At 74.1% G+C, this 26,364-nt stretch carries 22 protein-coding genes; 12 read left to right on the forward strand and 10 right to left on the reverse strand.

Annotated elements, in window-relative coordinates:
• Window positions 1–217 precede the first annotated feature (217 nt).
• On the reverse strand, window positions 218–772 hold the full coding sequence (locus NF338_RS17015) for a DUF1697 domain-containing protein (RefSeq protein ID WP_264031879.1): 555 nt from the start codon (window positions 770–772) through the stop codon (window positions 218–220).
• A complete protein-coding gene (locus tag NF338_RS17020) occupies window positions 769–2,241 on the reverse strand; it encodes an amidase (protein ID WP_264031881.1) in 1,473 nt (490 codons plus the stop codon). The genes NF338_RS17015 and NF338_RS17020 overlap by 4 nt, the downstream gene beginning before the upstream one ends.
• A 170-nt stretch (window positions 2,242–2,411) precedes the next feature.
• Between NF338_RS17020 and NF338_RS17025 the strand changes: the two genes are divergently transcribed.
• The 3 genes from NF338_RS17025 to NF338_RS17035 all read left to right on the forward strand — a co-directional run bounded on the left by NF338_RS17025 (window position 2,412) and on the right by NF338_RS17035 (window position 6,324).
• Window positions 2,412–3,032 (forward strand): PadR family transcriptional regulator, encoded by a 621-nt coding sequence (locus NF338_RS17025; protein WP_264031882.1) that lies wholly within the window; start codon window positions 2,412–2,414, stop codon window positions 3,030–3,032.
• Window positions 3,029–4,678: a DHA2 family efflux MFS transporter permease subunit gene (locus tag NF338_RS17030; RefSeq protein WP_412847108.1), complete on the forward strand. Its 1,650-nt coding sequence runs from the start codon at window positions 3,029–3,031 to the stop codon at window positions 4,676–4,678. The genes NF338_RS17025 and NF338_RS17030 overlap by 4 nt, the downstream gene beginning before the upstream one ends.
• A 269-nt stretch (window positions 4,679–4,947) precedes the next feature.
• The gene (locus NF338_RS17035) at window positions 4,948–6,324 is read left to right on the forward strand and encodes a PhoH family protein (protein WP_264031883.1); all 1,377 of its coding nucleotides are present in this window, start codon (window positions 4,948–4,950) and stop codon (window positions 6,322–6,324) included.
• A 58-nt stretch (window positions 6,325–6,382) separates the two neighbouring features.
• Here NF338_RS17035 and NF338_RS17040 read toward each other — a convergent pair whose 3' ends face one another.
• Complete coding sequence (locus NF338_RS17040) at window positions 6,383–7,804, reverse strand: FUSC family protein (protein ID WP_264031884.1); 1,422 nt, start codon at window positions 7,802–7,804, stop codon at window positions 6,383–6,385.
• A gap of 75 nt (window positions 7,805–7,879) precedes the next feature.
• Here NF338_RS17040 and NF338_RS17045 point away from each other — a divergent pair, with 75 nt between their 5' ends.
• The gene (locus NF338_RS17045) at window positions 7,880–8,368 is read left to right on the forward strand and encodes a MarR family winged helix-turn-helix transcriptional regulator (RefSeq protein WP_087471517.1); all 489 of its coding nucleotides are present in this window, start codon (window positions 7,880–7,882) and stop codon (window positions 8,366–8,368) included.
• Window positions 8,369–8,465: 97 nt separating this feature from the next.
• Here the strand turns inward: NF338_RS17045 and NF338_RS17050 are convergent, their stop codons facing one another.
• On the reverse strand, window positions 8,466–9,911 hold the full coding sequence (locus NF338_RS17050) for a class II fumarate hydratase (protein ID WP_264031885.1): 1,446 nt from the start codon (window positions 9,909–9,911) through the stop codon (window positions 8,466–8,468).
• Window positions 9,912–10,009: 98 nt separating this feature from the next.
• Window positions 10,010–10,687, reverse strand: coding sequence for a carbonic anhydrase (locus NF338_RS17055; RefSeq protein ID WP_264031886.1), 678 nt, complete (start codon window positions 10,685–10,687; stop codon window positions 10,010–10,012).
• Window positions 10,688–10,815: 128 nt separating this feature from the next.
• Here NF338_RS17055 and NF338_RS17060 point away from each other — a divergent pair, with 128 nt between their 5' ends.
• From NF338_RS17060 to NF338_RS17075, 4 genes are all read left to right on the forward strand, one after another.
• Complete coding sequence (locus NF338_RS17060) at window positions 10,816–12,108, forward strand: extracellular solute-binding protein (RefSeq protein ID WP_253051039.1); 1,293 nt, start codon at window positions 10,816–10,818, stop codon at window positions 12,106–12,108.
• Window positions 12,105–13,163, forward strand: coding sequence for a carbohydrate ABC transporter permease (locus NF338_RS17065; protein ID WP_264031887.1), 1,059 nt, complete (start codon window positions 12,105–12,107; stop codon window positions 13,161–13,163). Before NF338_RS17060 ends, NF338_RS17065 begins: the two co-directional genes overlap by 4 nt.
• Window positions 13,163–14,014: a carbohydrate ABC transporter permease gene (locus NF338_RS17070; protein ID WP_253051041.1), complete on the forward strand. Its 852-nt coding sequence runs from the start codon at window positions 13,163–13,165 to the stop codon at window positions 14,012–14,014. Before NF338_RS17065 ends, NF338_RS17070 begins: the two co-directional genes overlap by 1 nt.
• 118 nt (window positions 14,015–14,132) lie before the next feature.
• Window positions 14,133–15,386 (forward strand): ABC transporter ATP-binding protein, encoded by a 1,254-nt coding sequence (locus NF338_RS17075; RefSeq protein WP_264031888.1) that lies wholly within the window; start codon window positions 14,133–14,135, stop codon window positions 15,384–15,386.
• 78 nt (window positions 15,387–15,464) lie between these two features.
• Here NF338_RS17075 and NF338_RS17080 read toward each other — a convergent pair whose 3' ends face one another.
• The 4 genes from NF338_RS17080 to NF338_RS17095 all read right to left on the reverse strand — a co-directional run bounded on the left by NF338_RS17080 (window position 15,465) and on the right by NF338_RS17095 (window position 19,680).
• A complete protein-coding gene (locus tag NF338_RS17080) occupies window positions 15,465–16,430 on the reverse strand; it encodes a carbohydrate kinase family protein (protein ID WP_264031889.1) in 966 nt (321 codons plus the stop codon).
• Window positions 16,427–16,723, reverse strand: a complete 297-nt coding sequence (locus tag NF338_RS17085) for an exodeoxyribonuclease VII small subunit (RefSeq protein ID WP_412847114.1) — start codon at window positions 16,721–16,723, stop codon at window positions 16,427–16,429. The genes NF338_RS17080 and NF338_RS17085 overlap by 4 nt, the downstream gene beginning before the upstream one ends.
• Before the next feature lie 61 nt (window positions 16,724–16,784).
• A complete protein-coding gene (xseA, locus tag NF338_RS17090) occupies window positions 16,785–18,125 on the reverse strand; it encodes an exodeoxyribonuclease VII large subunit (protein WP_412847116.1) in 1,341 nt (446 codons plus the stop codon).
• A gap of 82 nt (window positions 18,126–18,207) precedes the next feature.
• Window positions 18,208–19,680 (reverse strand): polysaccharide deacetylase family protein, encoded by a 1,473-nt coding sequence (locus NF338_RS17095; protein WP_264031891.1) that lies wholly within the window; start codon window positions 19,678–19,680, stop codon window positions 18,208–18,210.
• A 302-nt stretch (window positions 19,681–19,982) separates the two neighbouring features.
• Between NF338_RS17095 and NF338_RS17100 the strand changes: the two genes are divergently transcribed.
• Complete coding sequence (locus tag NF338_RS17100) at window positions 19,983–20,993, forward strand: 4-hydroxy-3-methylbut-2-enyl diphosphate reductase (RefSeq protein WP_244286421.1); 1,011 nt, start codon at window positions 19,983–19,985, stop codon at window positions 20,991–20,993.
• 45 nt (window positions 20,994–21,038) lie between these two features.
• On the opposite strand, the gene rmuC is transcribed toward NF338_RS17100, so the two are convergent.
• A complete protein-coding gene (gene rmuC / locus NF338_RS17105; protein ID WP_264031892.1) occupies window positions 21,039–22,547 on the reverse strand; it encodes a DNA recombination protein RmuC in 1,509 nt (502 codons plus the stop codon).
• A 120-nt stretch (window positions 22,548–22,667) separates the two neighbouring features.
• On the opposite strand from rmuC, the gene NF338_RS17110 reads away from it, so the two are divergent.
• From NF338_RS17110 to ychF, 3 genes are read left to right on the forward strand one after another with little or no spacing between them, the layout of a single operon-like run.
• Complete coding sequence (locus tag NF338_RS17110) at window positions 22,668–23,552, forward strand: ABC transporter ATP-binding protein (RefSeq protein ID WP_264031893.1); 885 nt, start codon at window positions 22,668–22,670, stop codon at window positions 23,550–23,552.
• Between the two features lie 17 nt (window positions 23,553–23,569).
• Window positions 23,570–25,120 carry a hypothetical protein gene (locus tag NF338_RS17115; protein ID WP_264031894.1) on the forward strand — a complete coding sequence of 517 codons (1,551 nt, stop codon included), beginning with the start codon at window positions 23,570–23,572 and terminating at the stop codon, window positions 25,118–25,120.
• Window positions 25,121–25,171: 51 nt separating this feature from the next.
• On the forward strand, window positions 25,172–26,257 hold the full coding sequence (gene ychF, locus NF338_RS17120) for a redox-regulated ATPase YchF (protein ID WP_264031895.1): 1,086 nt from the start codon (window positions 25,172–25,174) through the stop codon (window positions 26,255–26,257).
• The last annotated feature ends 107 nt before the right edge of the window (window positions 26,258–26,364 follow it).

Raw genomic sequence — 26,364 nt, forward strand, 5'->3', positions numbered from 1 at the left:
CGCGGACCCGACCCGCGGGCTTTGAGGCCCGAGCCCCCACCGCGGACCCGACCCGCGGGCTTTGAGGCCCGAGCCCCTACCGCGGACCCGACCCGCGGGCTTTGAGGCCCGAGCCCCTACCGCGGACCCGACCCCGCGGGCTTGAAATCCGACCACGCCCACCTCGCCGAACCACGGCTCTACCTCGCGTGACTGTGGCTCTCCCTCGGCGGGGCGGTCAGGCGGGGGTGTCCTCGGCGAGGGTGAGGAGGCGGGTCATGGTGTTCCAGTTGCGGCCGGTGACCGGGGTGCCGGCGGCCTTCGTGAGGACCGCCGTCGTGAGCGTCGAGCGGCCGATGCCGTCGGGGTAGGCGACGTAGAGGACGCCGTTCGCGACGGCGGCGCGTTCCGTCCCGCCGCGGTCGTCGATCGTGGCGGCGCCGTCCGGGTCGACCGGGGACTCGCCCACGAGGACGAGGAGCGCGGCGGGCCGCTCCTGCGCGTCGTCGGGGAGGGGGTTGCCGCGGACGATCTTGCGCAGCCGCTCGGTCGTGAGCACCGCGACGGCGGCGTCGACGCCGAAGCGTTCGGCGACGGCGTCGTGCAGGAGCCGTGCGACGTCGTCGGGACCGGACACGCCCGAGGTCCCGGGCGCGACGACGAGGTTGCCGCTGTTGACGACGGTGCGGGCGTGCGCGAATCCGAGCTCGCCGGCGAGCTCGCGCAGCGCGGTGGAGGGGACCTTGCGCCCGCCCACGTTGACGGCGAACAGCAGGGCGACGTAGGCGGTCACGACGCTGTCCCCGGTCGTCGGTGGGACCACGGCGCGGCTTCCTCGAGCCGAGCGGCGAGGGCGAGGAGGAGCGCGTCGTCGCCGTGGTCGGCGCCGAGCATGACACCGACGGGGACGGTCCGCTGCGCGTGGCCCGGGTCGGCGACCTGCGTCTCCCCGAGCGGGAGCGAGATCGCGGGGCGGCCGGTGAGGTTCCACACGCTGGTCCAGGGGGTGAACGCGGTCTGCGCGGCGAAGTCGGCGGCCGGGTCGTCGTCGATCCGCTGGCTGCCGACGAGCGCGGGCGGCTGGGCGAGCGTGGGGGAGAGCACGACGTCGACCCCGGCCCAGGCGGCGGCGACCTCGCGCGTGAGCTGCTGCACCCCGGCGAGGGCCGTGGCGTACGCGAGCCCGCTCACGCCGCGCCCGCGCTCGCGCAACCACCGCGTGAGCGGGACGAGCAGGTGCTCGCGGTCCGGCGGGACGGGCGCCTGGAGCGCGCCGACGGACCACAGGGCGGCGAACGCGTCCCAGCGCTCGGCGCCGAAGGGCGGGGGGATCTCGACGACGTCGTGCCCGAGCCCGGCGAGGAGCGCCGCGGTCGCGCGGGCGGCGTCCGCGCACGCGGGGTGCACGGGGGCGTCGGCGGCGATCACGGGGTCGAGCAGGAGCCCGACCCGGAGCCGTCGCTCGCCCGGCGCGGTCGCGAGGCGCGCCGTGAAGGTGTCGCCCGGCCACGGGCGGGCGAGCACGTCGAGGAAGGCCGCGGCGTCGCGCACCGACCGCGTGAGGACGCCGTGCGTGGCGAGCCCCGCGCCGTCCACCCCGTACGGCCCCGGGCTCACGAGCCCGCGCGACGGCTTGAGCCCGACGAGCCCGCACGCGCTCGCCGGGATGCGCAGCGACCCGCCGCCGTCGCTCCCGTGCGCGACGGGGACGACGCGCGCCGCCACCGCGGCCGCCGCGCCACCGCTCGACCCGCCCGCGGACCGCGCGAGGTCCCATGGCGTGCGGGCGGTCGGCCCGACGTCGGGCTCGGTGTAGCAGGGCAGGCCGAGCTCGGGGGTGGTCGTCTTGCCGACCATGACCGTGCCCGCGGCGCGCAGGAGCGTCACGACGCCGTCGTCGTAGGGGGCCGGGAACGGGTCGATCGCTGCCGACCCGGCACGGATCGGCACGCCCTCGACCATCGTGAGGTCCTTGACCGGGCAGGGGACGCCGAGGAACGGGGGGAGCCCGTCGGGTCGACCGGGCGCGGGCCCCTCGACCGCGCTCCCCGTGCGGCGCGCTGCGACGAGCGCTGACTCGGCGGCGAGCGCCTGCGTGCGCGCGAGGTCGGCGGTGAGGACCGTGAAGGCACCGACGTCCGCGCCGACGCTCGCGGCGGCGTCGAGCGTCGCGTCGAGCACCTCGGTGGGGGAGGCGTCGCCGGTCCGGAGCGCGTGGGCGAGGGCGGTCGCGTCGAGGTCGAGCAGGTCGGTGACGCTCATGGGTCGTGAACCTACGCGGCGTGCCACGACCGCGCGAACCGTCCGGGGTCGACACGCCGCTCGGCCGAGGCGTATATTCCAAGCGGAATATTCCCCGCGGACCTCCTCGTCCGGGCCGCCCGCCCGCACCGTCCGCTCCTCCCGCCCGTGAGACCGTCCCGGAGACGACCGTGCCCGCACCGCGCCTCAGCCCAACGGCGACCCTCGTGCTCGCCGTGCTGCTCGACCAGCCCATGCACCCGTACGAGATGCTCGTACGCCTGCGCAAGCGGCGCGACGACCGCCTCGTCCGGCTCAACCCGGGCGCCGTCTACCACGCCGTCGACCGGCTCGAGCGCGACGGCCTCGTCGAGCGTGCAGGCGTCGACCGGGACGGCAACCGGCCGGAGCGCACGGTCTACGCCATCACGGACGCGGGCGTCGCCGCGCACCACGACCGCACGCGGGAGCTCGTGCGCGAGACGCCGCCCGAGTACCCCGCCTTCCCCGTCGGGCTCGCGCTCCTGCACGACCTCCCGCTCGACGACGCCCTCGCGCTCCTGCGCGAGCGCCGCGCGGCTCTCGCCGCGGCGACGGACGGGGTGCGCGAGCACCTCGACGGTGTCGTGGCGCGCGGACTGCCCCGGCGCTACCTGCTCGACGCGTCCTTCCAGCTCCACCAGGCCGCGGCGGAGATCGCGTGGCTCGACGCGACGATCGCCGACGTCGAGTCGGGTGCGCTGAGCTGGACCGAGGAGCCCGCGGACGCCTTCCGCTTCCCCCGCACTGCCTCACCTCAGGAGACCTCGTGACCACTCCCACCCCGGGCAGCAGCCCGAGCACGGCCCCGGCCCCCGCCGACGCCGGCTCGCGCGTCGTGCCCCTCGTCGACCTCCACGGCCGCAGCGCCTGGAGCATCCTGCCGCCGCTCATCCTCGGCTTCTTCATGATCATGGTGGACACCACGATCGTGAACATCGCCGTCCCCACGCTCCAGACCGAGCTCGACGCGTCGCTCGTCGCGGTGGGCTGGGTGAACAGCGCCTACCTGCTCTCCTACGCGGTGCTGCTCCTGCTCGCCGGGCGCCTCGGCGACCGGTACGGCCCCAAGCCGGTGTTCGTCGTCGGCCTGCTGGTGTTCACGCTCGCGTCCGCCTGGTGCGGGTTCTCGGGCTCCATCGAGATGCTCATCGCGGCGCGCGTCGTCCAGGGCGTCGGCGCGGCGCTCATGACGCCGCAGACCATGGCGATGATCACGCGCGTCTTCCCGCCGCGGCAGCGTGGTGCGGCCATGGGCCTGTGGGGCGCCACGGCGGGCGTCGCGACGATCGCCGGACCGCTGCTCGGCGGCGTGTTCGTCGAGTCGTGGGGCTGGGAGTGGATCTTCTTCGTCAACGTGCCGGTCGGCGTCGTGGCGCTGTGGTTCGCGCTCACGCGCCTGCCGCGCCTCGCGACGAACAAGCGCTCGTTCGACGTCCTCGGCGTCGTGCTCTCGGTCGTCGGCCTGTTCGCCGTCGTCTTCGGCCTCCAGGAGGGCGAGACGTACGACTGGGGCACCATCACCGGCCCGATCACGGTCTGGGGCGTCATCGGCGCCGGGCTGCTGGTGCTCGTGGGGTTCGTCCTGTGGCAGCGCCACCTCGGCGACGGCGCGCTCCTGCCGCTGAAGCTCTTCCGCTCCCGGAACTTCTCGCTCGCCAACGTCGCCGGCATGTCGGTCTCGTTCGCGATGATCGGCATCTTCTTCCCCCTGACGATCTTCCTGCAGTCGATCCTCGGGCTGTCCCCGCTGCACGCCGCGCTCGTCAACCTGCCGGGGTCGCTCGTCTCCGGGATCGTCGCGCCCCTCGCGGGTCGCCTGTCCGACAAGGTGCCCGCCAAGTGGGTCGTGGCGACGGGGTTCGGCGTCCTCGCGGTCGCGATCGGCTGGCTCGCCGCAGTCGTGGGCCCCGGCGTGTCGGTCGTGACGATCGTGCTGCCCATGGCGCTGTTCGGCATCGGCACGGGCTGCGTGTTCTCGCCGCTCGCCAACCTCGCGACGTCGGGCCTCGACCATCGCACCGCGGGCGCCGGGGCGGGCGCCTTCAACACCACGCGCCAGGTGGGCGGCGTCATCGGCTCCGCGGCGATCGTCGCGACGCTCACCGCGCGCCTCGCCGTCACCCTCCCGGCGGCCGCGCGGGACGCGGCGGCGTCGCTCCCCGAGCAGTTCCGCCAGCAGTTCGTCGACGGGTTCGCGAACGCGGGCTCCCTCCAGGGGGGCGGTGCGGGCGGGTCGTTCGACCTCCCGCCCGGGGTGCCCGACGACGTCGCGCGCCAGGTGACCGACGCCGCCACGGCCGCGTTCCACCAGGGGTTCGCGACCGCCGTCGGGCAGACCCTCGCCGTCACGGCCGCGGTGCTGGTGGTGGGCTTCGTGTGCGCGATCGCGATGGCACCGAAGCACGTCGAGCACTGACTCGAGCACGCCTCCGGACCCTCGCGTGAACGGGGGGTTAAACCTCGTCCCGGAGGTGTGTCGGGGGTGGTGCGCGGAATCACACGGGCGTAGTTTCGAGGAGACGGACGGCACCACCGCCGTCCTCCGGGAGGCCAGCCGATGGGGTTCACGCTCCGCTCAGGAGGGCCGGCACCGGCGCTGCTGAGCCGTGGCACCCACGGCCCGACGGCCGGTCGCCTGCCTCGCCCAGAGAGAGAACGGCGCCCGCGCGCCGGAGGGGAGCCCTCGTGGTCCGCACCTCACCCACCCCCGGTACCTCACCCACCCCGCAGGACGATGGGGGCGACGACGCGCGCCGCACGTTCGTCGTCGACACCTCCGTCCTGCTGAGCGACCCCCGCGCGATCGGGCGGTTCGCCGAGCACGACGTCGTCCTCCCGGTCGTCGTCATCACCGAGCTGGAGGCCAAGCGCCATCACGCCGAGCTGGGGTACTTCGCCCGCAGCGCGCTGCGCATGCTCGACGACCTGCGCGTGAAGCACGGCCGGCTCGACGCACCGATCCCCGTCGGCGACGTCGGCGGGACCCTGCGCGTCGAGCTCAACCACACCGATCCCGACGTGCTGCCCGCCGGCTTCCGGCTGGGCGACAACGACACCCGCATCCTCTCCGTCGCCGCGAACCTCGCGGCGGAGGGCCACGACGTGACGGTCGTGTCCAAGGACCTGCCGATGCGGGTCAAGGCGTCGGCGGTCGGGCTGCGCGCGGAGGAGTACCGCCACGAGCTCGCCGTGGACTCGGGCTGGACCGGCATGGGGGAGATCTCCTTCACCGACGCGGAGGCCGCGGCGCTCTGGGAGCACGAGTCGGTCGAGCTGACGAGCCTGGACCCGGAGGTCGTCGAGGCCGCCGGGCCGCTGCACTGCCACACGGGGCTCGTGGTGCACTCGCCGCGCGGTTCGGCCCTCGGCCGGGTCACCGCGGACAAGCACGTCCAGCTCGTGCGCGGCGACCGCGAGCTGTTCGGGCTGCACGGTCGCTCGGCAGAGCAGCGCGTCGCGATCGACCTGCTCCTCGACGAGTCCGTCGGGATCGTGTCGCTCGGCGGCCGGGCGGGGACGGGCAAGTCGGCGCTCGCGCTGTGCGCGGGACTCGAGGCGGTGATGGAGCGCCGGCAGCACCGCAAGGTCATGGTGTTCCGCCCGCTCTACGCGGTGGGCGGGCAGGAGCTCGGCTACCTCCCGGGATCCGAGGCCGAGAAGATGAACCCGTGGGCGCAGGCCGTCTACGACACGCTCGGCGCGCTCGTCTCCCCGCAGGTGCTCGACGAGGTGATCGACCGCGAGATGCTCGAGGTGCTGCCCCTCACGCACATCCGCGGACGCTCGCTGCACGACGCGTTCGTCATCGTCGACGAGGCCCAGTCGCTCGAGCGCAACGTGCTGCTCACGGTCCTCTCGCGCATCGGGCAGTCGTCGCGAGTCGTCCTCACGCACGACGTCGCGCAGCGCGACAACCTGCGCGTGGGGCGGCACGACGGCGTCGCCGCGGTCATCGAGGCGCTCAAGGGCCATCCGCTGTTCGCCCACGTGACGCTCACGCGCTCCGAGCGCTCGCCCGTCGCGGCGCTCGTCACGGAGATGCTGGAGTCGATCGAGGTGTGACCCGCCGCGAGGGAGAGGCATGGTCCTGACCAGGCCTCTCCCTCGCGGTGCCGGGCCTCTACCTCGGCGGACCGGGGATCTCGCTCGTGCGGGGGCGGGTCCGCGGGTGGACGAGGACCACCGCGAGGACGCCGACGACGGCACCCAGGACCGTGTCGAGCGCGCGGTCGAGGGCGAGCCCGGCAGGGTCGGCCGGGTGCGCGAGCGACGTCATGAGGAGCGCCATGGGCGTGATGGTGAGCATCGCGAGGCCGTAGTGGCGGCCCACGATCGTCTCGGTCACGGTCTGCAGCACCACGACCACGGCGGCCGTCCCCCAGAAGCCGAGCGGCGCCGCGAGCAGCGGCCACGCGAGCAGCGCTCCCGTGACGGTGCCGGCCCCGCGCTGGATGGCCCGCACGACGGCGTGGCGGGCCGACTCGCCCTGGAGGACGGCGGTCGAGCCCATGGTCGCCCAGGCGGCGTGCCCGAGGCCGGCGACAGCGGCGAGGCCGCCCGCGACGAGACCGGCGACCCCGACGCGCGCCGTCGCGAGCCGCCACGGGCCACGGACGCGGGACCGCGCCTGAGCGGTGAGCGAGGCACGGACGGGCGCAGCGGCGTCCTCGCGCGGGACGCCCAGGGCGTCGAGGGCCCGCTCGATCTCGTCGAGCTCGCGGGAGAGCGCAGGGACGGCGTCCCGGGGCACGCGCCACGACGCGTCGTCGGCGAGCACCTCGCGCGCCCGGCCGACGGCGGCCCGGGCGGCGTGCGCGCCGTGCGGGGTCGGAACGGCGAGCGCTGCGTCGGTCGGCCGCAGGCCGGCGGCGTCCGCGCCGCGCGAGGCCTCCCGCGCGACCACCGCCGCGGCGTCGGCGGCGCGCCGGACGGCGAGGCGTGCGGGCGCCGTCGGGCGCACGAGCGCGCCGGCCATGCAGACGAGCCATGCGAGGAGTGCGCCGAGGGCACCGGCGAGCACGCGCGGGCCGAGATCGGCGAGCGAAGGGGACCCGGCGAGCCCGGCCCCGGCGGCGAAGACGACGATCGTCGCCCCCGGCGGACCGGTCCGGACGAGGAGGCAGAAGGCCGTCGCACCTGCGGCGAGCACGGCGACGGCCACGGTCGTCGCGAGCGTGGGCGCGCCGACGACCGCAAGGACGGTGAACGCCGTGATCGTGCCGGTCATCAGGACGCCGACGGTGGCGAGCAGGGCGGCGCGGCGTCGGTAGGGGTCGTACCGGCCGTAGAGCGACGTGAGCGCACCGAGCGACGCGAACGCCGCGAGGTCGGGGCGGCCGAGCAGGCCCGGCACTGCGATCGCGAGGGCGACGGCCGCGCCGCACCGCAGCGCGGCGGCGAGCGTCGCGTCGGCAGGGCTCACGCGGAGCGCGGCGCGCAGGTGGGCGGGGTCGAGGGCGTCCCGGGCGGCGGAGCGCACGGGCGCGAGCGCGGACGGCGCCGGGGAGGGGACGGGGGCTGGTGCGGGGGTGAGGAGAGGCATGACCGCCCCAGGGTACCGGTTATTCGATGATGTTTCACTAGTGAAATACTGTGATGCCCGCCCTATCCTGGGACCGTGGACTACGTGGACCGCGTGCGTGCGGAGTGGGCCGAGCAGCGACCGGACCTCGACACCTCGACCTCCGCCGTCGGGGCGCGGCTCCGGCGCGTCGCCGGACTCCTGGAAGGCGCGCTCGAACGGTCGGCCGCCCGCCACGACGTCTCGCGCGCGGAGTTCGACGTGCTCGCCGCGCTCCGCCGCGCGGGCCGGCCGCTGCGCGCGGGAGAGGTCACGACGATGACCGGCGCCCCCGGTGCGTCGATCACCAAACGCCTCGACCGGCTCGAGCGCGCCGGGCTCGTCGAGCGGACCGTCGCGGAGCGGGACCGTCGCGGCGTCCTCGTCGCCCTCACGGTGGACGGCGTCGCGCTCGTCGACGAGGTGTTCCCGCAGCAGCTTGACCGGGAGCGCGCGGCGCTCGCGGACCTCGACGAGGACGAGCGCGCCGAGCTCGCGCGGCTGCTGGGCGTCGTCCTTCGCCGCCTGGACCCGGTCGACTACTGACCGTCCGCCGAGACGCCCGGCCGCCCGGACGCCGAGAGCCGGGCGGGATGCGTGCGCACCCCGCCCGGCTCTCGGGCGGACCGGTCGTCCCGGCGGATCAGGCCTGCGGCGGACGCGTCATCGACAGCACGTCGAGCGCCTCGTCGAGCTGCGCCTCGGTGACCTCGCCGCGCTCGACGAAGCCGAGGTCGATCACGGCCTGGCGGACGGTGAGGCCCTCCTTGACGGAGTGCTTCGCGACCTTCGCCGCCGCCTCGTAGCCGATCACGCGGTTGAGCGGCGTGACGATCGACGGCGAGGACTCGGCGAGCGCGAGCGCCCGCTCGACGTTCGCGGTGATGCCCGCGACGGTCTTGTCGGCGAGCACGCGGGACGCGTTGGCGAGGAGGCGGATCGACTCGAGGACGCCCTGCGCGATGACCGGGATCTGGACGTTGAGCTCGAACGAGCCCGACGCGCCGGCCCAGGCCACGGTCGCGTCGTTGCCGATTACGCGCGCGGCGACCATGAGCACGGCCTCCGGGACGACCGGGTTGACCTTGCCCGGCATGATCGAGCTGCCCGGCTGCAGGTCGGGGATGAAGATCTCGCCCAGGCCCGTGTTGGGGCCGGAGCCCATCCAGCGCAGGTCGTTGCAGATCTTGGTGAGCGACACGGCGATGGTGCGCAGCGCGCCGGAGAGCTCGACGAGGCCGTCGCGCGACGACTGCGCCTCGAAGTGGTCGCGCGCCTCGGTGAGCGGCAGGCCCGTGTCCTCGACGAGCAGCGCGATGACGCGCTGCGGGAACCCGGCGGGCGTGTTGATGCCCGTGCCGACGGCGGTGCCGCCGAGCGGGACCTCCGCAGCACGGGGGAGCGCCGACTCCAGCCGCTCGATGCCGTAGCGGATCGCGGCGGCGTACCCGCCGAACTCCTGGCCGAGCGTCACGGGAGTGGCGTCCATGAGGTGCGTGCGGCCCGACTTGACGACCGTGGCGAACTCGGCGGACTTCGCCTCGAGCGCCTCGGCGAGGTGCCCCAGCGCGGGCACCAGGTCGCGCACGACCCCGGCCGTCGCGGCGACGTGGACCGACGTGGGGAACACGTCGTTCGACGACTGCGACGCGTTCACGTGGTCGTTCGGGTGCACGTCGCGCCCGAGCGAGCGCGTCGCGAGCGTCGCGAGGACCTCGTTCGTGTTCATGTTCGACGACGTCCCGGACCCGGTCTGGTAGACGTCCACCGGGAAGTGCGCGTCGTGCACGCCCGACGCGACCTCGTCGGCCGCGGCGACGATGGCGCCGGCGACGTCCTCGTCGAGCACGCCGAGCTCGGCGTTCGCCCGGGCCGCGGCCTTCTTCACGCGCGCGAGGGCCTCGATGTGGCCGCGCTCGAGCGGGGTGCCGGAGATCGGGAAGTTCTCCACGGCACGCTGCGTCTGCGCGCGGTAGAGAGCCTGCGCGGGGACGCGCACCTCGCCCATGGTGTCGTGCTCGATGCGGTACTCGGTCGTCGGTGCGGCCTCGCCGGCGGCGGCGCCGGAAGCCTCGGGAGATGCAGTCATGGGGCCATCCTGCCGCACCGCGCGCGGGCACCCGCAACCCGCGTGACCGAGGTCACGCGGGCCGCGGGGCGGGCCGGTCACGCGCCGGCGTCGCCGCCTCAGGCGTCGGCGAGGGGTGCCTCGCCGACGTCGCCCACGACGTCGACCAGGTGGGCACGACCCTCCGCGAAGTCGTACTCGACGCCGACGATCGCGCAGCGCCCCTCCGCGACCGCGGCCGCGAGCCCGGCGGAGTACGAGTGGAGCATGTCGACCGTGTTGCGCACGTGCTCGCGGCGCAGCACGGCAGGGTCGAGGTTCTCCAGCGAGCCGTTCCCGGCACCCGTGATCTTCGCGATCGACGGGATGACCCGGTCGACGACGGCCCGGACGAACCCGTCGGCCTGGGCGCCCGTCGTGAGCGTCTCCACCGCGGCGCCCACGGCGCCGCACGAGTCGTGCCCGAGGACCACGACGAGCGGCGCGGACAGGATCTCCACGCCGTACTCGATCGACCCGAGCACGGTCGTGTCGACGACGTGCCCCGCGGTCCGCACGACGAACATGTCGCCGAGCCCCTGGTCGAAGATGATCTCCGCCGCGACACGCGAGTCCGAGCACCCGAACAGCACCGTGTGCGGGTGCTGCGCCGCGGAGGTCTCCCGTCGTCGGTCCGCGCCCTGCGAGGGATGGATCGGAGCGTCGGCGACGAAACGGTCGTTGCCCGCCCGCAGCGTCGCCCACGCCTCGGCGGGGGTGAGCGAACGGGCCGGCGGCGCGGAGGTGGGAGAGGTCATGGCCCCCATCATCGCGCACCCCGCGGCCCTCATGACGTGCCCGTTCGCATGGCGGGCCGCGCCCGGGAGGTGTAGCCATGGAGGGTGACACCCCGGAGACGGGGAAGCCGCGACCGAGGGGAGCTGACGTGCGTCGACGCACCCGAGCGCTCGCCGTCCTGGTCGCCGTGGGGCTCGTGGCGCCGCTCGCCGCGTGCGGCCCGGGCGACGACGGGACGCCGGTGCTCACGTGGTACATCAACCCGGACAACGGCGGCCAGGCCGACATCGCCGCCTCCTGCACGGAGGCTGCCGGGGGCGCGTACCGGATCCAGACCGAGCTCCTGCCGCGCGACGCCGCGTCACAGCGGGAGCAGCTCGCCCGCCGCCTCGCGGCGAAGGACTCGTCGATCGACATCATGAGCCTCGACCCGGTGTTTATCGCCGAGTTCGCGGAGGCCGACTTCCTGGCTCCCGTCCCCGACGACGTCGCCGACGCGACGACGCAGGACGTCGTGCAGGGCGCGATCGACGCGTCGACGTGGAAGGACGAGCTGGTCGCCATCCCGTTCTGGGCCAACACCCAGCTCCTCTGGTACCGCAAGTCGGTCGCCGAGGCCGCGGGGCTCGACATGTCGCAGCCCGTCACGTGGGACCAGATCATGCAGGCCGCGCAGGACCAGGACAAGCTCCTCGCGGTCCAGGGTGCCAAGGCCGAGTCGCTGACGGTGTGGATCAACGCGCTCGTCGAGGGCGCCGGTGGGCACATCCTCGAGAACCCGGAGGCACCGGCGGACGAGGTGAAGCTCGGCCTCGACTCCGACGCGGGCAAGGCGGCCGCGACCATCATCGGCGACATCGGCACGTCGGGCGTCGGCGGACCGGGACTCCCGAGCGAGGACGAGCCCGCGTCCCTCACCAAGTTCCAGGGCGACCGCGGCTCGTTCATGGTCAACTGGCCGTTCGTCTGGTCCTCCACCCAGGGCGCGGTCGACGCGGGATCGCTCGACCAGTCGCTGCTCGACGACATCGGCTGGGCCCTCTACCCGCAGACCACCGAGGGCGAGGACGCCCGCCCGCCCTACGGCGGCATCTCGCTCGGCATCGGGGCGTTCGGCAAGCACACCGACCTCGCGTACGAGGCGGCGCAGTGCATCGTCAGCCCGGAGAACCAGGCCGAGTACTTCGTCACCAACGGCAACCCCGCGGCGAGCACCAAGGCCTACGACGACCCCGACGTCCAGAAGGCGTTCCCCATGTACGACGTCATCCGCGACTCGCTCGACCAGGCCGCGCCGCGACCGCAGACGCCGTTCTACAACGAGGTCTCCACGGGCCTGCAGCAGACGTGGTACCCGCCCGCGTCCGTCGACCCCGACACGACCCCGCAGCAGTCCACCGAGTTCATCACCGCCGTCCTGCGAGGGGAGCGACTCCTGTGAACGCCGGACCTCCTGCCGAGCCCGCACCCCGCGGCCGGCACGCCTCCACTCCCTCGACCGCCACCGAGGACGCGCCGACCCGCCGCGGCGACGCGTCCCGTCGCGAGTCCCGGGAGGACTCCCGCGGCGCGCCCGACGCCGCCGCGAAGGCCGCGCGCAGCGACCGCGCCCGCGCCGAGGCACGCCTCGGGTGGTACCTCGCCGGGCCGGCGTTCGTCGTCATGCTCGCCGTGACGCTGTACCCGATCCTTCAGGCCGTCTACGACTCGCTCTTCAACTACAAGCTCACGGCTCCGGACGACCGGGCGTTCGTCGGGATCAACAACTACGTCGTGATCCTCACGGACCCCGTCTGGTGGAAGGCCCTGTGGGTCACCCTCCTCATCACCGTCATCACCGTCGCCATCGAGCTCGTCCTCGGCTTCGCGCTCGCGCTCGTCATGCACCGCGCGATCAAGCGCCTGCGCGGGCTCCTGCGCACCGCGATCCTCGTGCCGTACGGGATCATCACGGTCGTCTCGGCGTTCGCGTGGTTCTACGCGTTCGACATCACGTCCGGGTACGTCAACCACTGGTTCGACTGGGTGCCCGGCGTCGGACCGGACCTCAACTGGTTCGCGCAGCAGGGCACGAGCCTGTTCGTCATCATCGCGTCCGAGGTGTGGAAGACGACACCGTTCATCTCCCTCCTGCTGCTCGCCGGCCTGGCGCAGGTGCCGGGCGACCTCGAGGAGGCCGCGAAGGTCGACGGGGCGACCGCGTGGCAGCGGTTCACGCGGGTCATCGTGCCGAACATGAAGGCCGCGATCATGGTCGCCGTCCTGTTCCGCGCGCTCGACGCGTTCCGCATCTTCGACAACGTCTTCATCATGACGAACGGTGCCAACGGCACGGAGGTGCTCTCGCTGCTCGCGTACCGCACCTCGATCGGCCAGCTCCAGATCGGCATGGGCTCGGCGATCTCCGTGCTGCTGTTCCTGTGCGTCGTGCTCATCTGCTTCATCGCGATCAAGCTCTTCAAGGTGGATCTCGCCGGCGCGAGGGGGGAGAAGTGATGGGCAGCGTCCTCAGCACCCGGGCCAAGATCTGGTGGGCCGTCATCACGGTCGTCGTCCTCGTCGGGGCGCTGTTCCCCGTGCTGTCGATCTTCATGACGAGCTTCAAGGGTCCCAGCGACATCAACTCCGGGACGTTCCTGCCGCCGCAGTGGAGCACCGACAACTACGAGCAGATCCTCGCCACGGGCGGCTCGGCGCAGGAGCTGTTCCTCTCCGCGCTGCGCAACTCGATCGGCATCTCGCTCATCGCGACGGTCATCGCCGTCGTGCTCGCCACGCTGTGCGCCTACGCCATCGCACGCCTGAACTTCCCGGGCAAGCGCCTCATCCTTACGACGGCGCTCGGTGTGTCGATCTTCCCGGTCGTCTCGATCGTCACGCCGCTGTTCAACCTGTGGCGCAACATCGGCCTCTACGACACGTGGCTCGGTCTCATCATCCCGTACCTGTCGCTCACGCTCCCGATCTCCATCTGGACGCTCGCCGCGTTCTTCCGCCAGATCCCGTGGGAGTTGGAGCAGGCAGCCCAGGTCGACGGCGCGACGCCGTGGCAGGCCTTCCGCAAGGCGATCGTCCCGCTCGCGGCGCCCGGCGTCTTCACGACGGCGCTCATCGCCTTCTTCATCGCGTGGAACGACTTCGTCTACGGCATCTCGCTCACGTCGACGAGCGCCGCGCGCCCGGTCCCGGCCGCGCTGGCGTTCTTCACCGGTGCGTCGTACTTCGAGGAGCCGACCGGCGCGATCTCCGCGGCGGCCGTCGTCGTGACGATCCCGGTCGTGGTGCTGGTCGTGCTCTTCCAGCGTCAGATCGTCTCCGGTCTCACCCAGGGGGCGGTGAAGGGATGAGCACGACTGATCGCCGGGCGACCGCCCGGCAGCCAACCCCGCAGCCCGCCGCGGCGCCGCCGCGCCCCGCCCGCGCCGTCGGGCACCGTGCCGCACGCCGAACCCGAGGAGAGAGCTGATGGCGTCGATCACCCTCAAGGACATCGTCAAGCGCTACGGCGACGGGTTCCTCGCGGTCGACCGCGTGAACCTCGACATCGCCGACGGCGAGTTCGTCATCCTCGTCGGGCCGTCCGGCTCGGGGAAGTCGACGGTCCTGCGCATGATCGTCGGGCTCGAGGACATCACGTCCGGCGAGCTCGACATCGACGACGTGCGCGTCAACGAGAAGGCGCCGCGCGAGCGCGACCTCGCGATGGTGTTCCAGAACTACGCGCTCTACCCGCACCTCACGGTCGCGGAGAACATCGCGTTCCCGTTGCGCCTCGCGAAGGGCAAGCACAGCGAGGCCGAGATCCGCGAGAAGGTCGAGCGGGCAGCCGACATGCTCGACCTGCGCGAGCACCTGGACCGCAAGCCCGCGAACCTGTCGGGCGGGCAGCGCCAGCGCGTCGCGATGGGGCGCGCGATCGTGCGCGACGCGAAGGCCTTCCTCTTCGACGAGCCGCTGTCCAACCTCGACGCCAAGCTGCGCGGGCAGACGCGCACGGAGATCGCGCGCCTCCAGCGTCGCCTCGGCACGACGACCGTCTACGTCACCCACGACCAGACCGAGGCCATGACGCTCGGCGACCGCGTCGCCGTGCTGCGCCGCGGCGTGCTCCAGCAGGTCGCGAGCCCGCGCGGGCTCTACGAGCAGCCCGTCAACCTGTTCGTCGCGGGCTTCATCGGGACGCCGCCCATGAACTTCCTCCCCGGCGAGGTGTCGGGCGGGCGGATCACGCTGCCGTTCGGCGAGTTCGACATGCCGGAGAACGTCGCGTCGGTCGTGGGGGACCGCGGACTGGTCATCGTGGGGCTGCGGCCCGAGCACTTCGAGGACGCGCAGCTCGTGGACCCGTCCAAGAAGGACCGAGGCCACACCTTCGAGATCCAGATCGACGTCACCGAGTGGCTCGGGGCCGAGCTCTACGCGTACGTCCCGTTCGAGATGCACGAGTCCGTCAAGGGCCAGCTCGAGGAGCTGGACCGCGAGCTCGACGGCGAGGGCCTGCGCACCCAGTTCGTCGTCGCCCTGGACTCCGCGTCGCGCGTGCGCGACGGCGACACCACGGAGCTCTGGTTCGACCCGACGAAGATGATGATCTTCGACCCCGAGACGAGCGAGAACCTCACCCGCGACGACGCCGAGGCCGACCGGATCGAGGAGGAGAACGCCGAGGACCGCAAGCGGTCCCTCGAGCGGGCCCAGAAGCAGGACGCCCAGGTCTGACGACCGCGAGGCACTCCTCACGTCCGAGGTGTCCCACCCGGTGCACCTCGGACGTGACGGAGCCCCTCGGACGCCGGGTCAGGCGCGCGCGAGCTCGGTGCGGCGCGGCGGGTTGGCGCCCGCGCGCGAGACGGTGATCGCGGCGACGGCGACGCAGCGCTCGAGCAGACCGGCGAGCGTTGCTGCGTCGATCGCGCGCAGGGCGTCGCGGCGGTCCGCGCCGAGCAGGCCCGCGTCCCAGAGCCCGTCGACGAGCGCGCCCATGAAGGAGTCGCCCGCCCCGACGGTGTCGACGACGCCCACGCGCGGCGCGGCGACGCGCTGTTCTCCGGCAGCGGTGACGGCGACCGCTCCCTCGCCGCCGAACGTCACGACGACGAGCGCGGGGCCGAGCGCGAGCCACCGGTGCGCGACGGCGACCGGGTCCGCACCCGGCACGAGCCACGCGACGTCCTCGTCGCTGACCTTGACGACGTCGGCCAGCGCGACGAGCGCCTCGATCCGGGCGAGCGCGTCGGCGGGGTCGCCCATGAGGGCGGGGCGGGCGTTGGGGTCGTACGTGATCGTCGCGGTCTCGCGCGCGGCCGCGACGAGTGCGCGCACGTCGGCTGCGCCGGGCTCGAGCACCGCGGCGATCGAACCCGTGTGCACGGCGAGGGTGTCGGTGGCGGCCGCCGTGCCCACCGGGACGCGCCACTCGAGGTCGAACTCGTAGGTCGCCGCCCCCTGCTCGTCGAGGTGTGCCGTGGCGACGCTCGTCGCGGCGGCGCCCGTGCTGCCCGGGGCGAGGGTCACGGAGGAGTCGTCGAGCCAGGCGCGGATCACGTCGCCGCGCGCGTCCTGGCCGAGCCACGTGGCGAGCCGGGCGTCGCGGCCGAGCCGTCCCAGGGTCAGCGCGACGTTGGCGAGGCTCCCGCCGGGGTGCTCGTCGACGCTGCCGTCGGCGCGGTGCACCACGTCGATCAACGCCTCGCCGACGACGAGCACGTGCTCGCCGTGCGCAGGCGCGTCGTCGGTCGAAGGGGCGGCGGGGGAGGTGCTCATCGGTCGTCTCCGGTGGTGTCGTCGGGGGTGTCGTCGGACTCGTCGTGCGTGCGTGCCTCCGGGGAGCGCGCGGCGTCGAGCCGGGCCCGGGCGCCGTCGAGCCACTCCTGGCAGCGCGCGGCCAGCGCCTCGCCGCGCTCCCAGAGCGCGAGCGACGCCTCGAGCGGCTCTCCGCCGGCCTCGAGCCGCGCGACGACCTGCACGAGCTCGTCGCGCGCCTGCTCGTAGGAGAGCGTCGCGACGTCGGTCGTGACAGCGTTGTCAAAGGAAGTCACGGCAGTATTCAACCCCATCTGTGCGTCATGGTCGGACCAGGCGTCCGGGAACCGGGCGCCGCGGGATGCAGGATGCGCCTCACGACGCGTCCCGGGAGGCGTCGGACGAGGGCTCGCCGTCGTGCGTGGCGGTGACCGCCGCGTCGAGCGCACCGCGCGCGAGCCGCACGTGGACGACGTCGCCCGCCGCGACGTCGTCGGGGGAGCGGACCACGTGGCCGTCCGCACGCTGCACGACGGCGTACCCCCGCTCGAGCGTCGACGCCGGCGACAGCGCCCGGACCTGGCCCTCCAGCCGGCCCACCTCTCCCGAGGCGCGCACGAGCCGCGTGTCGAGGGCGCGCCGTGCGCGGTCGCGCAGCGCGACGACGCGCTCGGCGTGGTCGGCGAGCATCGTGCCGGGGGCGGCCAGCACCGGGCGGGAGCGGAGGCCGTCGAGCAGGGCCTGCTCGCGCGCCACGCGCCCGGCGATCGCGGTGCGCAGCCGGTGGAGGCCCTGGGCCGTCCGGGCCCGCTCCTCCGCGACGTCCGGGACGACACGCCGCGCGGCGGCCGTCGGGGTCGAGGCGCGGTAGTCCGCCACGAGGTCGAGGAGCGGGCTGTCCGTCTCGTGCCCGATCGCACTCACGAGCGGCGTGCGGCACGCCGCCGCGACCCGGACGAGGGCCTCGTTCGAGAACGGCAGCAGGTCCTCGACCGCGCCGCCGCCGCGCGCGACGACGATCACCTCGACGTCCGGGTGGGCGTCGAGCGCCCGGATCGCGTCGCCGACCTGCTGGACGGCGTGCGCGCCCTGGACCGCGACCTCCCGGATCTCGAACCGGACCTGGGGCCAGCGGGCGCGCGCGTTGACCACCACGTCGTGCTCCGCCTTGGACTCCCGGCCGCACACCAGCCCGACGACCTTCGGCAGGAACGGCAGCGGCAGCTTGCGGTCGGTGTCGAACAGCCCCTCGGCGGCGAGCACACGCTTGAGGTGCTCGATGCGCGCGAGCAGGTCGCCCACACCGACCGGCCGGACCTCGCGCGCCTGGAGCTGGAGCGTGCCGCGCCGCGTCCAGAAGACCGGCTTGGCGTGCACGACGACGTGCGCGCCCTCCGCGAGCGGCGTGCCGTCCAGCACGCGCGTGGCCGCGGACACGGGCAGGGACATGTCCAGGTCCGTGTCGCGCAGCGTGAGGAACGCCGTCGACGTGCCCGGTCTCCGGTTGAGCTGCACGACCTGCCCCTCGACCCACACGGGAGCCATCCGCTCCACGTACTGCTCGATCTTGCGGGCGAGGAGCCGCACGGGCCACGGGTGCTCCGCGCTCGTCTCGAGCGCGCGCGCCGGGAGCGGGCCGCGGTCCCCGGGCCGGGAGCCCCCCGCGGACGTGCCCGGCCGCGGGACGTCGTCGGGCAGGGGGATCGAGGCGGTCACGGGTCCAGCCTGCCGCACGCCACCCACGCCCACCCGGTGCGCCCGCCCGTCGGAGCGTGCGCCGTCGGGTCTGCGCGGCCGCTCACGGAGCGAGCAGGTCGACCGTCACGAGCAGGTACCCCTGGGCGCGCAGGTCGTCGATGATGCCGGGCACGGCGTCGACCGTCGTGGCGTGGATGTCGTGCATGAGGACGACGCTCCCCGGCCGGGCGCCCTCGACGGCGCGCCGTCGGGTCTCCGCGGCGTCCTTGGTCTTCCAGTCGAGCGTGTCCAGGTTCCAGAGGATCACCTGCAGCCCCGTGCGGGTCGCGACCGACCGGACGCGGTCGTCGACGTCGCCGTAGGGCGGGCGCAGGAACGTCGGCGTCGCGCCGGACGCCTGCGTGATCGCCTCCTGCGTCCGCTCGAGCTCGGCGCGCACCTGGTCGTCGTCGAGGGTCGTGAGCTGGGGGTGGTCCCACGTGTGGTTCGCGAGCAGGTGGCCCGCGGCGGCGGTGTCCCGCACCACGTCGGGGCGCTTCTCGACGTTGGTCCCGACCAGGAAGAACGTCGCGGTGACGTGCTTGTCCGCGAGCGTCTGTAGCAGGCGCTCGGTGTCCGCACCGGGCCCGTCGTCGAACGTCAGGGCGACGCACCGGTCGACCGTGCAGTCCACGCCCTGCGCGCGCCCCAGCTCGCGGCGCTGCTGCAGCGTCAGCGCCAGCCGGTCGCTCCACACCGCCTCGGTGGCGCCGAGCACGGCGTCCCGCTGCGCCACCGTCTCCGCGACGGGTGCGCCGCCCACGCCGGCGTCGAGCGTCGTGCCCGCGGCGGCGAGCGCCGTGTCGAGCGCCGTGCGGTGCGCCTCGTCCGAGACGAGCCCCGCCGACTCCGCGAGCACCGGGCGCCCGTCCGTGACCGCGCCCTCGAGCCCGTCGTACGCCCACTGCTGCCACGCCGTCGCGACGTCCTGCGTCGCGGCGGCGACCGCCGAGGCGGCGTCGTCGAGCGCCTCGGGCGACGGCGTGGACCCCGTGACGACCTCGAACCGCCGTTCCGGCAGGGTCCGCGGGAAGAACGGGTTCGGGCGCGACAGCGCGTCGACCGTGCGGACCTCGACCGGGTACTCGACGGGTGTCCCGACGAGCGACCCGGCCTCCGGCAGCGCCGCCGCCAGCGGGTCGCGCACGGCGGGGTCCTCGACCTGGCCCTCGCTGCCCGCCAGCACGGCACCCCCGACCACCTCCGTGGCGGCGAGCGTCGCGAGGCGGGGCACGTACGCCGCTACCGCGTCGGCGCGGGCGGTCTCGGCGTCGCGCTCGGCCTGCGCGACGTCGGCGCGGTGCTGGTCGACGGACGCGACCCACCGGTCGTGCTCCACGGTCGCCGCGAGGACCAGCACCCCCGCCACGACGACGGCGACGGCGGGCGCGAGCCACCGCCACAGACGGCGCCGAGGCCTCCCCGGCCCGGCAGCGTCGGCAGGGGCGACGGGGTCGGCGGTTCCCGCGGGCTCGCTCGGGTCGGCGGCGTCGGGGGGAGCGTCGGGGTCGGTCGGGTCGAGGTCGTCGGCCATCCCTCGATCCTCCGGGGCGCCCGGAGGTCCGGCGACCCGGAGGGCCGTCCCGCCCGGGTGAGATCCGTCTCCCGCCCTCCTGCGCCTCGCCCGGACGGTGGGGAGGGACGGTGGAGCACCGGCGTCGGTGCTGTGCGGAGGGCGGGAGGAGCGCGGGCGTCGGCCGCTGGTGACGGGCCGCACCGGGGTCGGTGCGCGGGCGCTCGCCTAGACTCGGTGGCGTGAGCGACCTCCCCGCCGGCTCGTCCGCGCACCCGTCCGACCGCCCCGCCGTCCCGTCGGAGGCGGCCCCGCAGGGCTCCGTGCCGCGCAAGCGCGTCCTGCTGGCCGCGCCGCGCGGCTACTGCGCGGGCGTGGACCGCGCCGTCGTCGCGGTCGAGAAGGCGCTCGAGCACTACGGCGCGCCGGTGTACGTGCGCAAGGAGATCGTGCACAACAAGTTCGTCGTCGAGACGCTGAGCGAGCGCGGTGCGGTCTTCGTCGACGAGACCGACGAGGTGCCCGAGGGCGCCCGCGTCGTGTTCTCGGCGCACGGCGTCTCGCCCGCCGTCAAGGCCGCCGCCGCGGCGCGCAACCTCGACACGATCGACGCGACGTGCCCGCTCGTGACCAAGGTGCACAAGGAGGCCGTCCGTTTCGCCAAGGACGACTACGACATCCTCCTCATCGGCCACACGGGGCACGAGGAGGTCGAGGGCACGGCCGGGGAGGCGCCGGACCACGTCCAGGTCGTCGACTCGCCCGACCACGTCGACGACGTCGTGGTCCGCGACCCCGACAAGGTCGTGTGGATCTCGCAGACCACGCTCTCCGTCGACGAGACCATGGAGACGGTCCGCCGGCTGCGGGAGAAGTTCCCGACCCTCCAGGACCCGCCGAGCGACGACATCTGCTACGCGACGCAGAACCGCCAGGTCGCGGTGAAGAAGCTCGCGCCCGACGCGGACGTCGTCATCGTCGTCGGCTCGGCGAACTCGTCGAACTCGGTGCGCCTCGTCGAGGTCGCGCTCCAGGCCGGTGCCGGGGCGTCGTACCGGGTCGACCGCGCGAAGGAGATCGACCCGGCCTGGCTCGACGGCGCGACGACCGTCGGGGTGACGTCCGGGGCGTCGGTGCCCGAGATCCTCGTAGACGACGTGATCGCCTACCTCGCGGAGCGCGGGTTCGGCGAGGTCGAGGAGGTGCGCACCGCGACGGAGGACCTCATGTTCTCGCTGCCGCGCGAGCTGCGCGCCGACCTCAAGTCGTCCGGGTCCGACGGCGGTCGCCCCGCCCGCGGGGGTCGCACCTCGCTCTCCGTCCAGCCCGTCTGACGCCCGCGCCGGAATCGGCCGCAGCCCGCCGACCCGGGTGAGCGATCAGGCGCTCGCGCCGCCCGCCGACGGCTCCCGACGCGATTCCTCGCGATCCTCGGGGCGCTCGTCGATCGCGACCACGGACTCGTTGACGGACGCGAGCAGCTCGGGCGCGCTCACGGCGCTGAGCTGCGGGTTCACCGTCGGCGGCGTCGTGAGGTCGTCGTCCACGACGTGCAGGTCCGCGAACCGGCGCGCGCTGACGAGCACGCGGGTCTCGAGCGAGCCGACGGTCCGGTTGTAGGAGTCCGCGGCGCTCTGGAGCTGGCGCCCGAGCTTGGCCAGGTGCGAGCCCATGACCGCGAGCCGCCCGTGCAGCTCCTTGCCGAGCGTGAGGACCTGCTGCGCGTTGGTGGCCAGCGCGTCCTGCCGCCACGCGTAGGCGATCGTCCGGAGCATCGCGACCATCGTCATGGGCGTCGCGATGACGACGTTCTTCGCGACGGCGTGCTCCAGGAGCGACGGGTCCTGCTCGACGGCCGCCGAGAGGAACGACTCCGCGGGCACGAACATGACGACGAACTCCGGCGCGGGGCCGAACTGGTCCCAGTAGCGCTTGGCGCCGAGGTCGTCGACGTGCTTGCGCATGTGGCGCGCGTGCGCGGCGAGCCGGTCGGCGCGCACCGCCGGGTCGGTCGCGCCCTGCGCGTCGAGGTAGCCGAGGAACGCGACCTTGGCGTCGACGACGACCTGCTTGCCCCCGGCGAGCCGCACCACCATGTCGGGGCGCAGCGCGCCGTCGTCCGTCGCGACCTGGTCCTGCTCCACGAAGTCGACGTGAGGGAGCATCCCGGCCGCCTCGACCACGCGGCGGAGCTGCAGCTCGCCCCACGCGCCACGCACCTGCGACGACCGCAACGCGGTCACGAGCTGCGACGTCTCGACCCGCAGCAGCTCCGACGCGTCGCGGACCCCGCGCACCTGCTCGGCGAGGCTGCCGTGCGCCGCGAGCCGCGCCCGCTCGGCCTCGGCGACCTCGGCACGCACCTTCTCGAGCGCGCCCGCGAGCGGTTCCACGAGGTGCCGCACCGCCTCCTCGCGGCGCTCGAGCTCCGCCGCGCCCTGCTCCTGGCTGCGGCGCAGGCGCTCCTCCGCCTGGACGAGGAACTGCTCCGTGCCCGCGGCCAGCACCTTGCGCGAGAGCGCCTCGAACTGCCCCTCGAGCCGGCGGTGGTCGCCCTGGACCTCCTCGACGCGGCGCTCGGCCGCGACCCGCAGCTCCGCGAGCTGCTGCTCGTGGGTCGCTCGCGCGAGGTCGAGACGCTCGTCCGCGCTGCGCTGCGCCGCGCCGAGCTGGCGCACGAAGCCCTCGCGCTCGGCCTCCAGCCGCTCGGCCAGCCCGGCGCCGCGCGCCGCCTCCTGCTGCGCCTGCCCCAGGAGCTGCGTGAGCCGACGGACCTCCGCGGCGGCGGCGTCGGGCGACGCTCGCCGCACGGTGAGGACGAGCGCGGCGCCGCCGACGAGCCCCAGCACGAGGCCGACCGCGAAGAGCAACCATCCCGACGTGTCCATGGCGGCACCCTCCCACGGGGGACCGACACGACGGCCTCCGACACGTCGCGCGCGCCGTGGCGGACAGGTCGTGACAAAAGGCACCGCACCAGGTCGGAGGGCTCCGCTACGTTGGGCCGCATGGTCGATCCCACCCCCGTTCCACCCGTCGCGCCGGCCGGCGCGCCCGCCTCCGCGCCGGGCCCGACGCCCGGCACCGTGCCAGGTCCCCTCGCCGGCACGCAGCCCGGCCTCCCGACGCCGCCCGACCCCGCCGCCGCGCTCTCGCTGCGCGGGCTGTGGAAGCGGTTCGGCGAGAAGATCGCCGTCGCCGGCATCGACCTGGACGTCCCGGCGGGCTCGTTCTACGGGCTCGTCGGGCCCAACGGTGCGGGCAAGACGACGACGCTCTCCATGGCGACCGGGCTCCTGCGTCCCGACGCGGGCTCCGCGCACGTGCACGGCACCGACCTCTGGGCGGACCCCGTCGCGGGCAAGCGGCAGCTCGGCGTGCTGCCCGACGGCGTCCGGCTCTTCGACCGGCTCACGGGCGCCCAGCTCGTCACGTACGCGGGCCTCCTGCGTGGCATGGACCGCGACACCGTGGCCCAGCGCACCGCCGAGCTCCTCGCCGCGCTCGACCTCGCCAAGGACACGAACACGTTCGTCGTCGACTACTCGGCCGGGATGACGAAGAAGATCGCGCTCGCGACCGCGCTCATCCACGCGCCGCGGACGCTGGTCCTCGACGAGCCGTTCGAGGCCGTCGACCCGGTCTCGGCCGCCAACATCCGCGACATCCTCGCGGGCTACGTGGCGAGCGGCGGGACGGTCGTCGTGTCGTCCCACGTCATGGACCTCGTGCAGCGCATGTGCGACCACGTCGCGGTCGTCGCGGGCGGGCACGTCCTCGCGGCCGGGACGGTCGACGCGGTGCGCGGCGACCAGAGCCTCGAGGATCGCTTCGTCGACCTCGTCGGCGGCCGGCAGAGCACGGAGGGCCTGGCGTGGTTGCGCAGTTCGTAAGGCTCAAGCTCACCCTGATGGGCAACACGTTCCGGCGGAGCGTGTGGCAGACCATCGGGTTCCTCGTCGGCGCGCTCTACGGGCTGTTCGTCGTCGGGATGCTCGTCGTGGGGATGGTGGTGCTCGGCACGGATGACCCCGCGCTCGCCGGGTCGATCATGATCCTCGTCGGGGCGCTCGCCGTCCTCGGGTGGTGGGTGATCCCGCTCTTCGCGTTCGGGGTGGACGCCACCCTGGACCCGCAGCGCTTCGTCCTGTTCGGCATCCCGCAGCGCCGGCTCCTCGCCGGGCTCGCCGTGGCGGGTGTCGTGTCGATCCCCGGGATCGTCACGGCCCTCGCCGCGCTCGGCGTCTCCTTCGCGTGGTGGCGCACGCCGCTCGCGGTGCTCGCCGCGCTCGTCGGCGCGGTCCTCGCGGTGGCGCTCTGCGTCGTCGGCTCGCGCGCGACGACGACGGCCCTCGCCCCGCTGCTCGAGTCGCGCCGCTACCGCGAGGTCGTGACGATCGCCGCGTTCGTGCCGCTCGTCCTCGTCGGGCCCGCCTTCGCCTGGGTCGGCTCGCAGCTCGGGGAGGGCCCGGTCGACGGCGACGCGGTGCGGGGCATGGTGACGCGCCTCGCCGAGATCGCGGCCTGGACCCCGTTCGGCGCCCCGTGGGGCCTGGGTGCCGCGGTGCACGACGGCGCGTGGGGCCTCGCGCTCGCGCGGCTCGTCGTCGCGCTGGTCACCCTCGCGCTGGCGTGGGTCGTGTGGGACAAGGCCCTCGCCCGCGCGCTCGTGACGCCGCCCGCGGCGGGCTCCGGAGGCCGGGCCAAGGGGCTGGGCTTCTTCTCCCGGTTCCCCGCGACGCCGACCGGCGCCGTCGCGGCGCGCACCGCGACGTACTGGCTCCGCGACCCGCGGTACTCGGGGTCCATCGCGGTCGTCCCGCTCATCCCCGTCGTGCTGCTCGTGGTGGGCGGGGGGTCAGGGTCCGAGATCTTCCTCGCCCTCGCGCCGTTCACCGCGTGGATCCTCGGGTTCTCGATCTCGGCCGACATCGCGTACGACCACACGGCGTTCGCGCTGCACGTGTCGACGGGAGTCTCCGGGCGCGCGGACCGGTGGGGCCGCGCCCTCCCGGTGCTGGTCGCGGGGAGCGTCGTGACGCTCGTCTTCGCGGTGGCCTCCGTGGCCGTGGCCGGACGCTGGGACGCGCTGCCGGCGCTGCTCGGCCTGACGGTCGGCACGCTCCTGGTCGCGACCGGCGTGTCGAGCGCGACGTCGGCGCGGCTGCTGTACCCGGTGCCCAAGCCCGGCGACAGCCCGTTCAAGCAGCCGCAGGGCGCCGCCATGGCGACGCTCGTCGCGCAGTCGGTCGCGATGCTGCTCGTCCTCGCGCTGTCGCTCCCGTTCCTCGTGCCGGGGCTGGTCGCGATCCTGGCCGACCAGCCGGTCGTGGGCTGGGTGACGCTCGTCGTGGGGGCCGTCGTCGGGGTCGTCGTGCTGCTGCTCGGCGTCCGCTGGGGCGCTCGCGCGTACGACCGGCGCGCGCCCGAGCTGCTCCAGAAGGTGATGTCCGCGGCCTGACCTGCGGGCCGGGTCCGCGCACCGCGGCCCCGGCCCGTAGACTCGGGCGACGTGGCACTCACTATCGGCATCGTCGGCCTGCCCAACGTCGGCAAGTCCACCCTGTTCAACGCCCTGACGCGCAACCAGGTCCTCGCGGCGAACTACCCGTTCGCGACGATCGACCCGAACGTCGGCGTCGTCTCGCTCCCCGACCCGCGGCTCGACAAGCTCGCCGAGATCTTCGGCAGCCAGCGCATCCTGCCCGCGACCGTGTCGTTCGTCGACATCGCCGGGATCGTCAAGGGCGCGAGCGAGGGGGAGGGGCTCGGCAACAAGTTCCTCGCGAACATCCGCGAGGCCGACGCGATCTGCCAGGTGACCCGCGCGTTCGCCGACCCGGACGTCGTCCGGGTCGAGGGCTCGACGGACGCCGAGGGCGACATCGAGACCATCAGCACCGAGCTCATCCTCGCCGACCTCCAGACGCTCGAGAAGACGGTTCCTCGCCTCGAGAAGGAGGTGAAGATCAAGAAGGGCGACGTCGCCCTCCTCGACGCCGCGCAGAAGGCGCAGGCGATCCTCGAGGCCGGCACGACGCTCTTCCAGGGCGCGGCCGCCGCCGGGCTCGACCTCGCCGACGTCGCGAGCCTCCAGCTCCTCACGGCGAAGCCGTTCATCTACGTCTTCAACACCGACGACGCCGGACTCGCGGACGACGGCCTGCAGGACCGCCTGCGCGCGCTCGTCGCGCCCGCCCAGGCGATCTTCCTCGATGCGAAGTTCGAGTCCGAGCTCGTCGAGCTCGAGCCGGACGAGGCGAAGGAGATGCTCGCCGAGTCGGGGCAGGACGAGGCCGGGCTGGACCAGCTCGCGCGCGTCGGGTTCGACACCCTCGGGCTCCAGACCTACCTCACCGCGGGCCCCAAGGAGGCGCGCGCCTGGACCATCCGCAAGGGCTGGACCGCGCCGCAGGCCGCGGGGGTCATCCACACCGACTTCGAGCGCGGCTTCATCAAGGCCGAGGTCGTGTCGTTCGAGGACCTCGTCGCGACGGGGTCCGTCGCGGCCGCGCGCGCGGCGGGCAAGGCGCGCGTCGAGGGCAAGGACTACGTCATGGTCGACGGCGACGTCGTGGAGTTCCGCTTCAACGTCTGAGCCCCTGCTACGGCACAGCGCGCCCGCCGCATCGTGAGATGCGGCGGGCGTCGTCGTCTCACGCCCGGGCAGGTTTCGCGCGTGTTTCTCTGCTGTCTCGGGGTGTA

Origin of the sequence: Cellulosimicrobium sp. SH8, from assembly GCF_025818875.1 — a bacterium.
Lineage (GTDB): Bacteria > Actinomycetota > Actinomycetes > Actinomycetales > Cellulomonadaceae > Cellulosimicrobium > Cellulosimicrobium cellulans_D.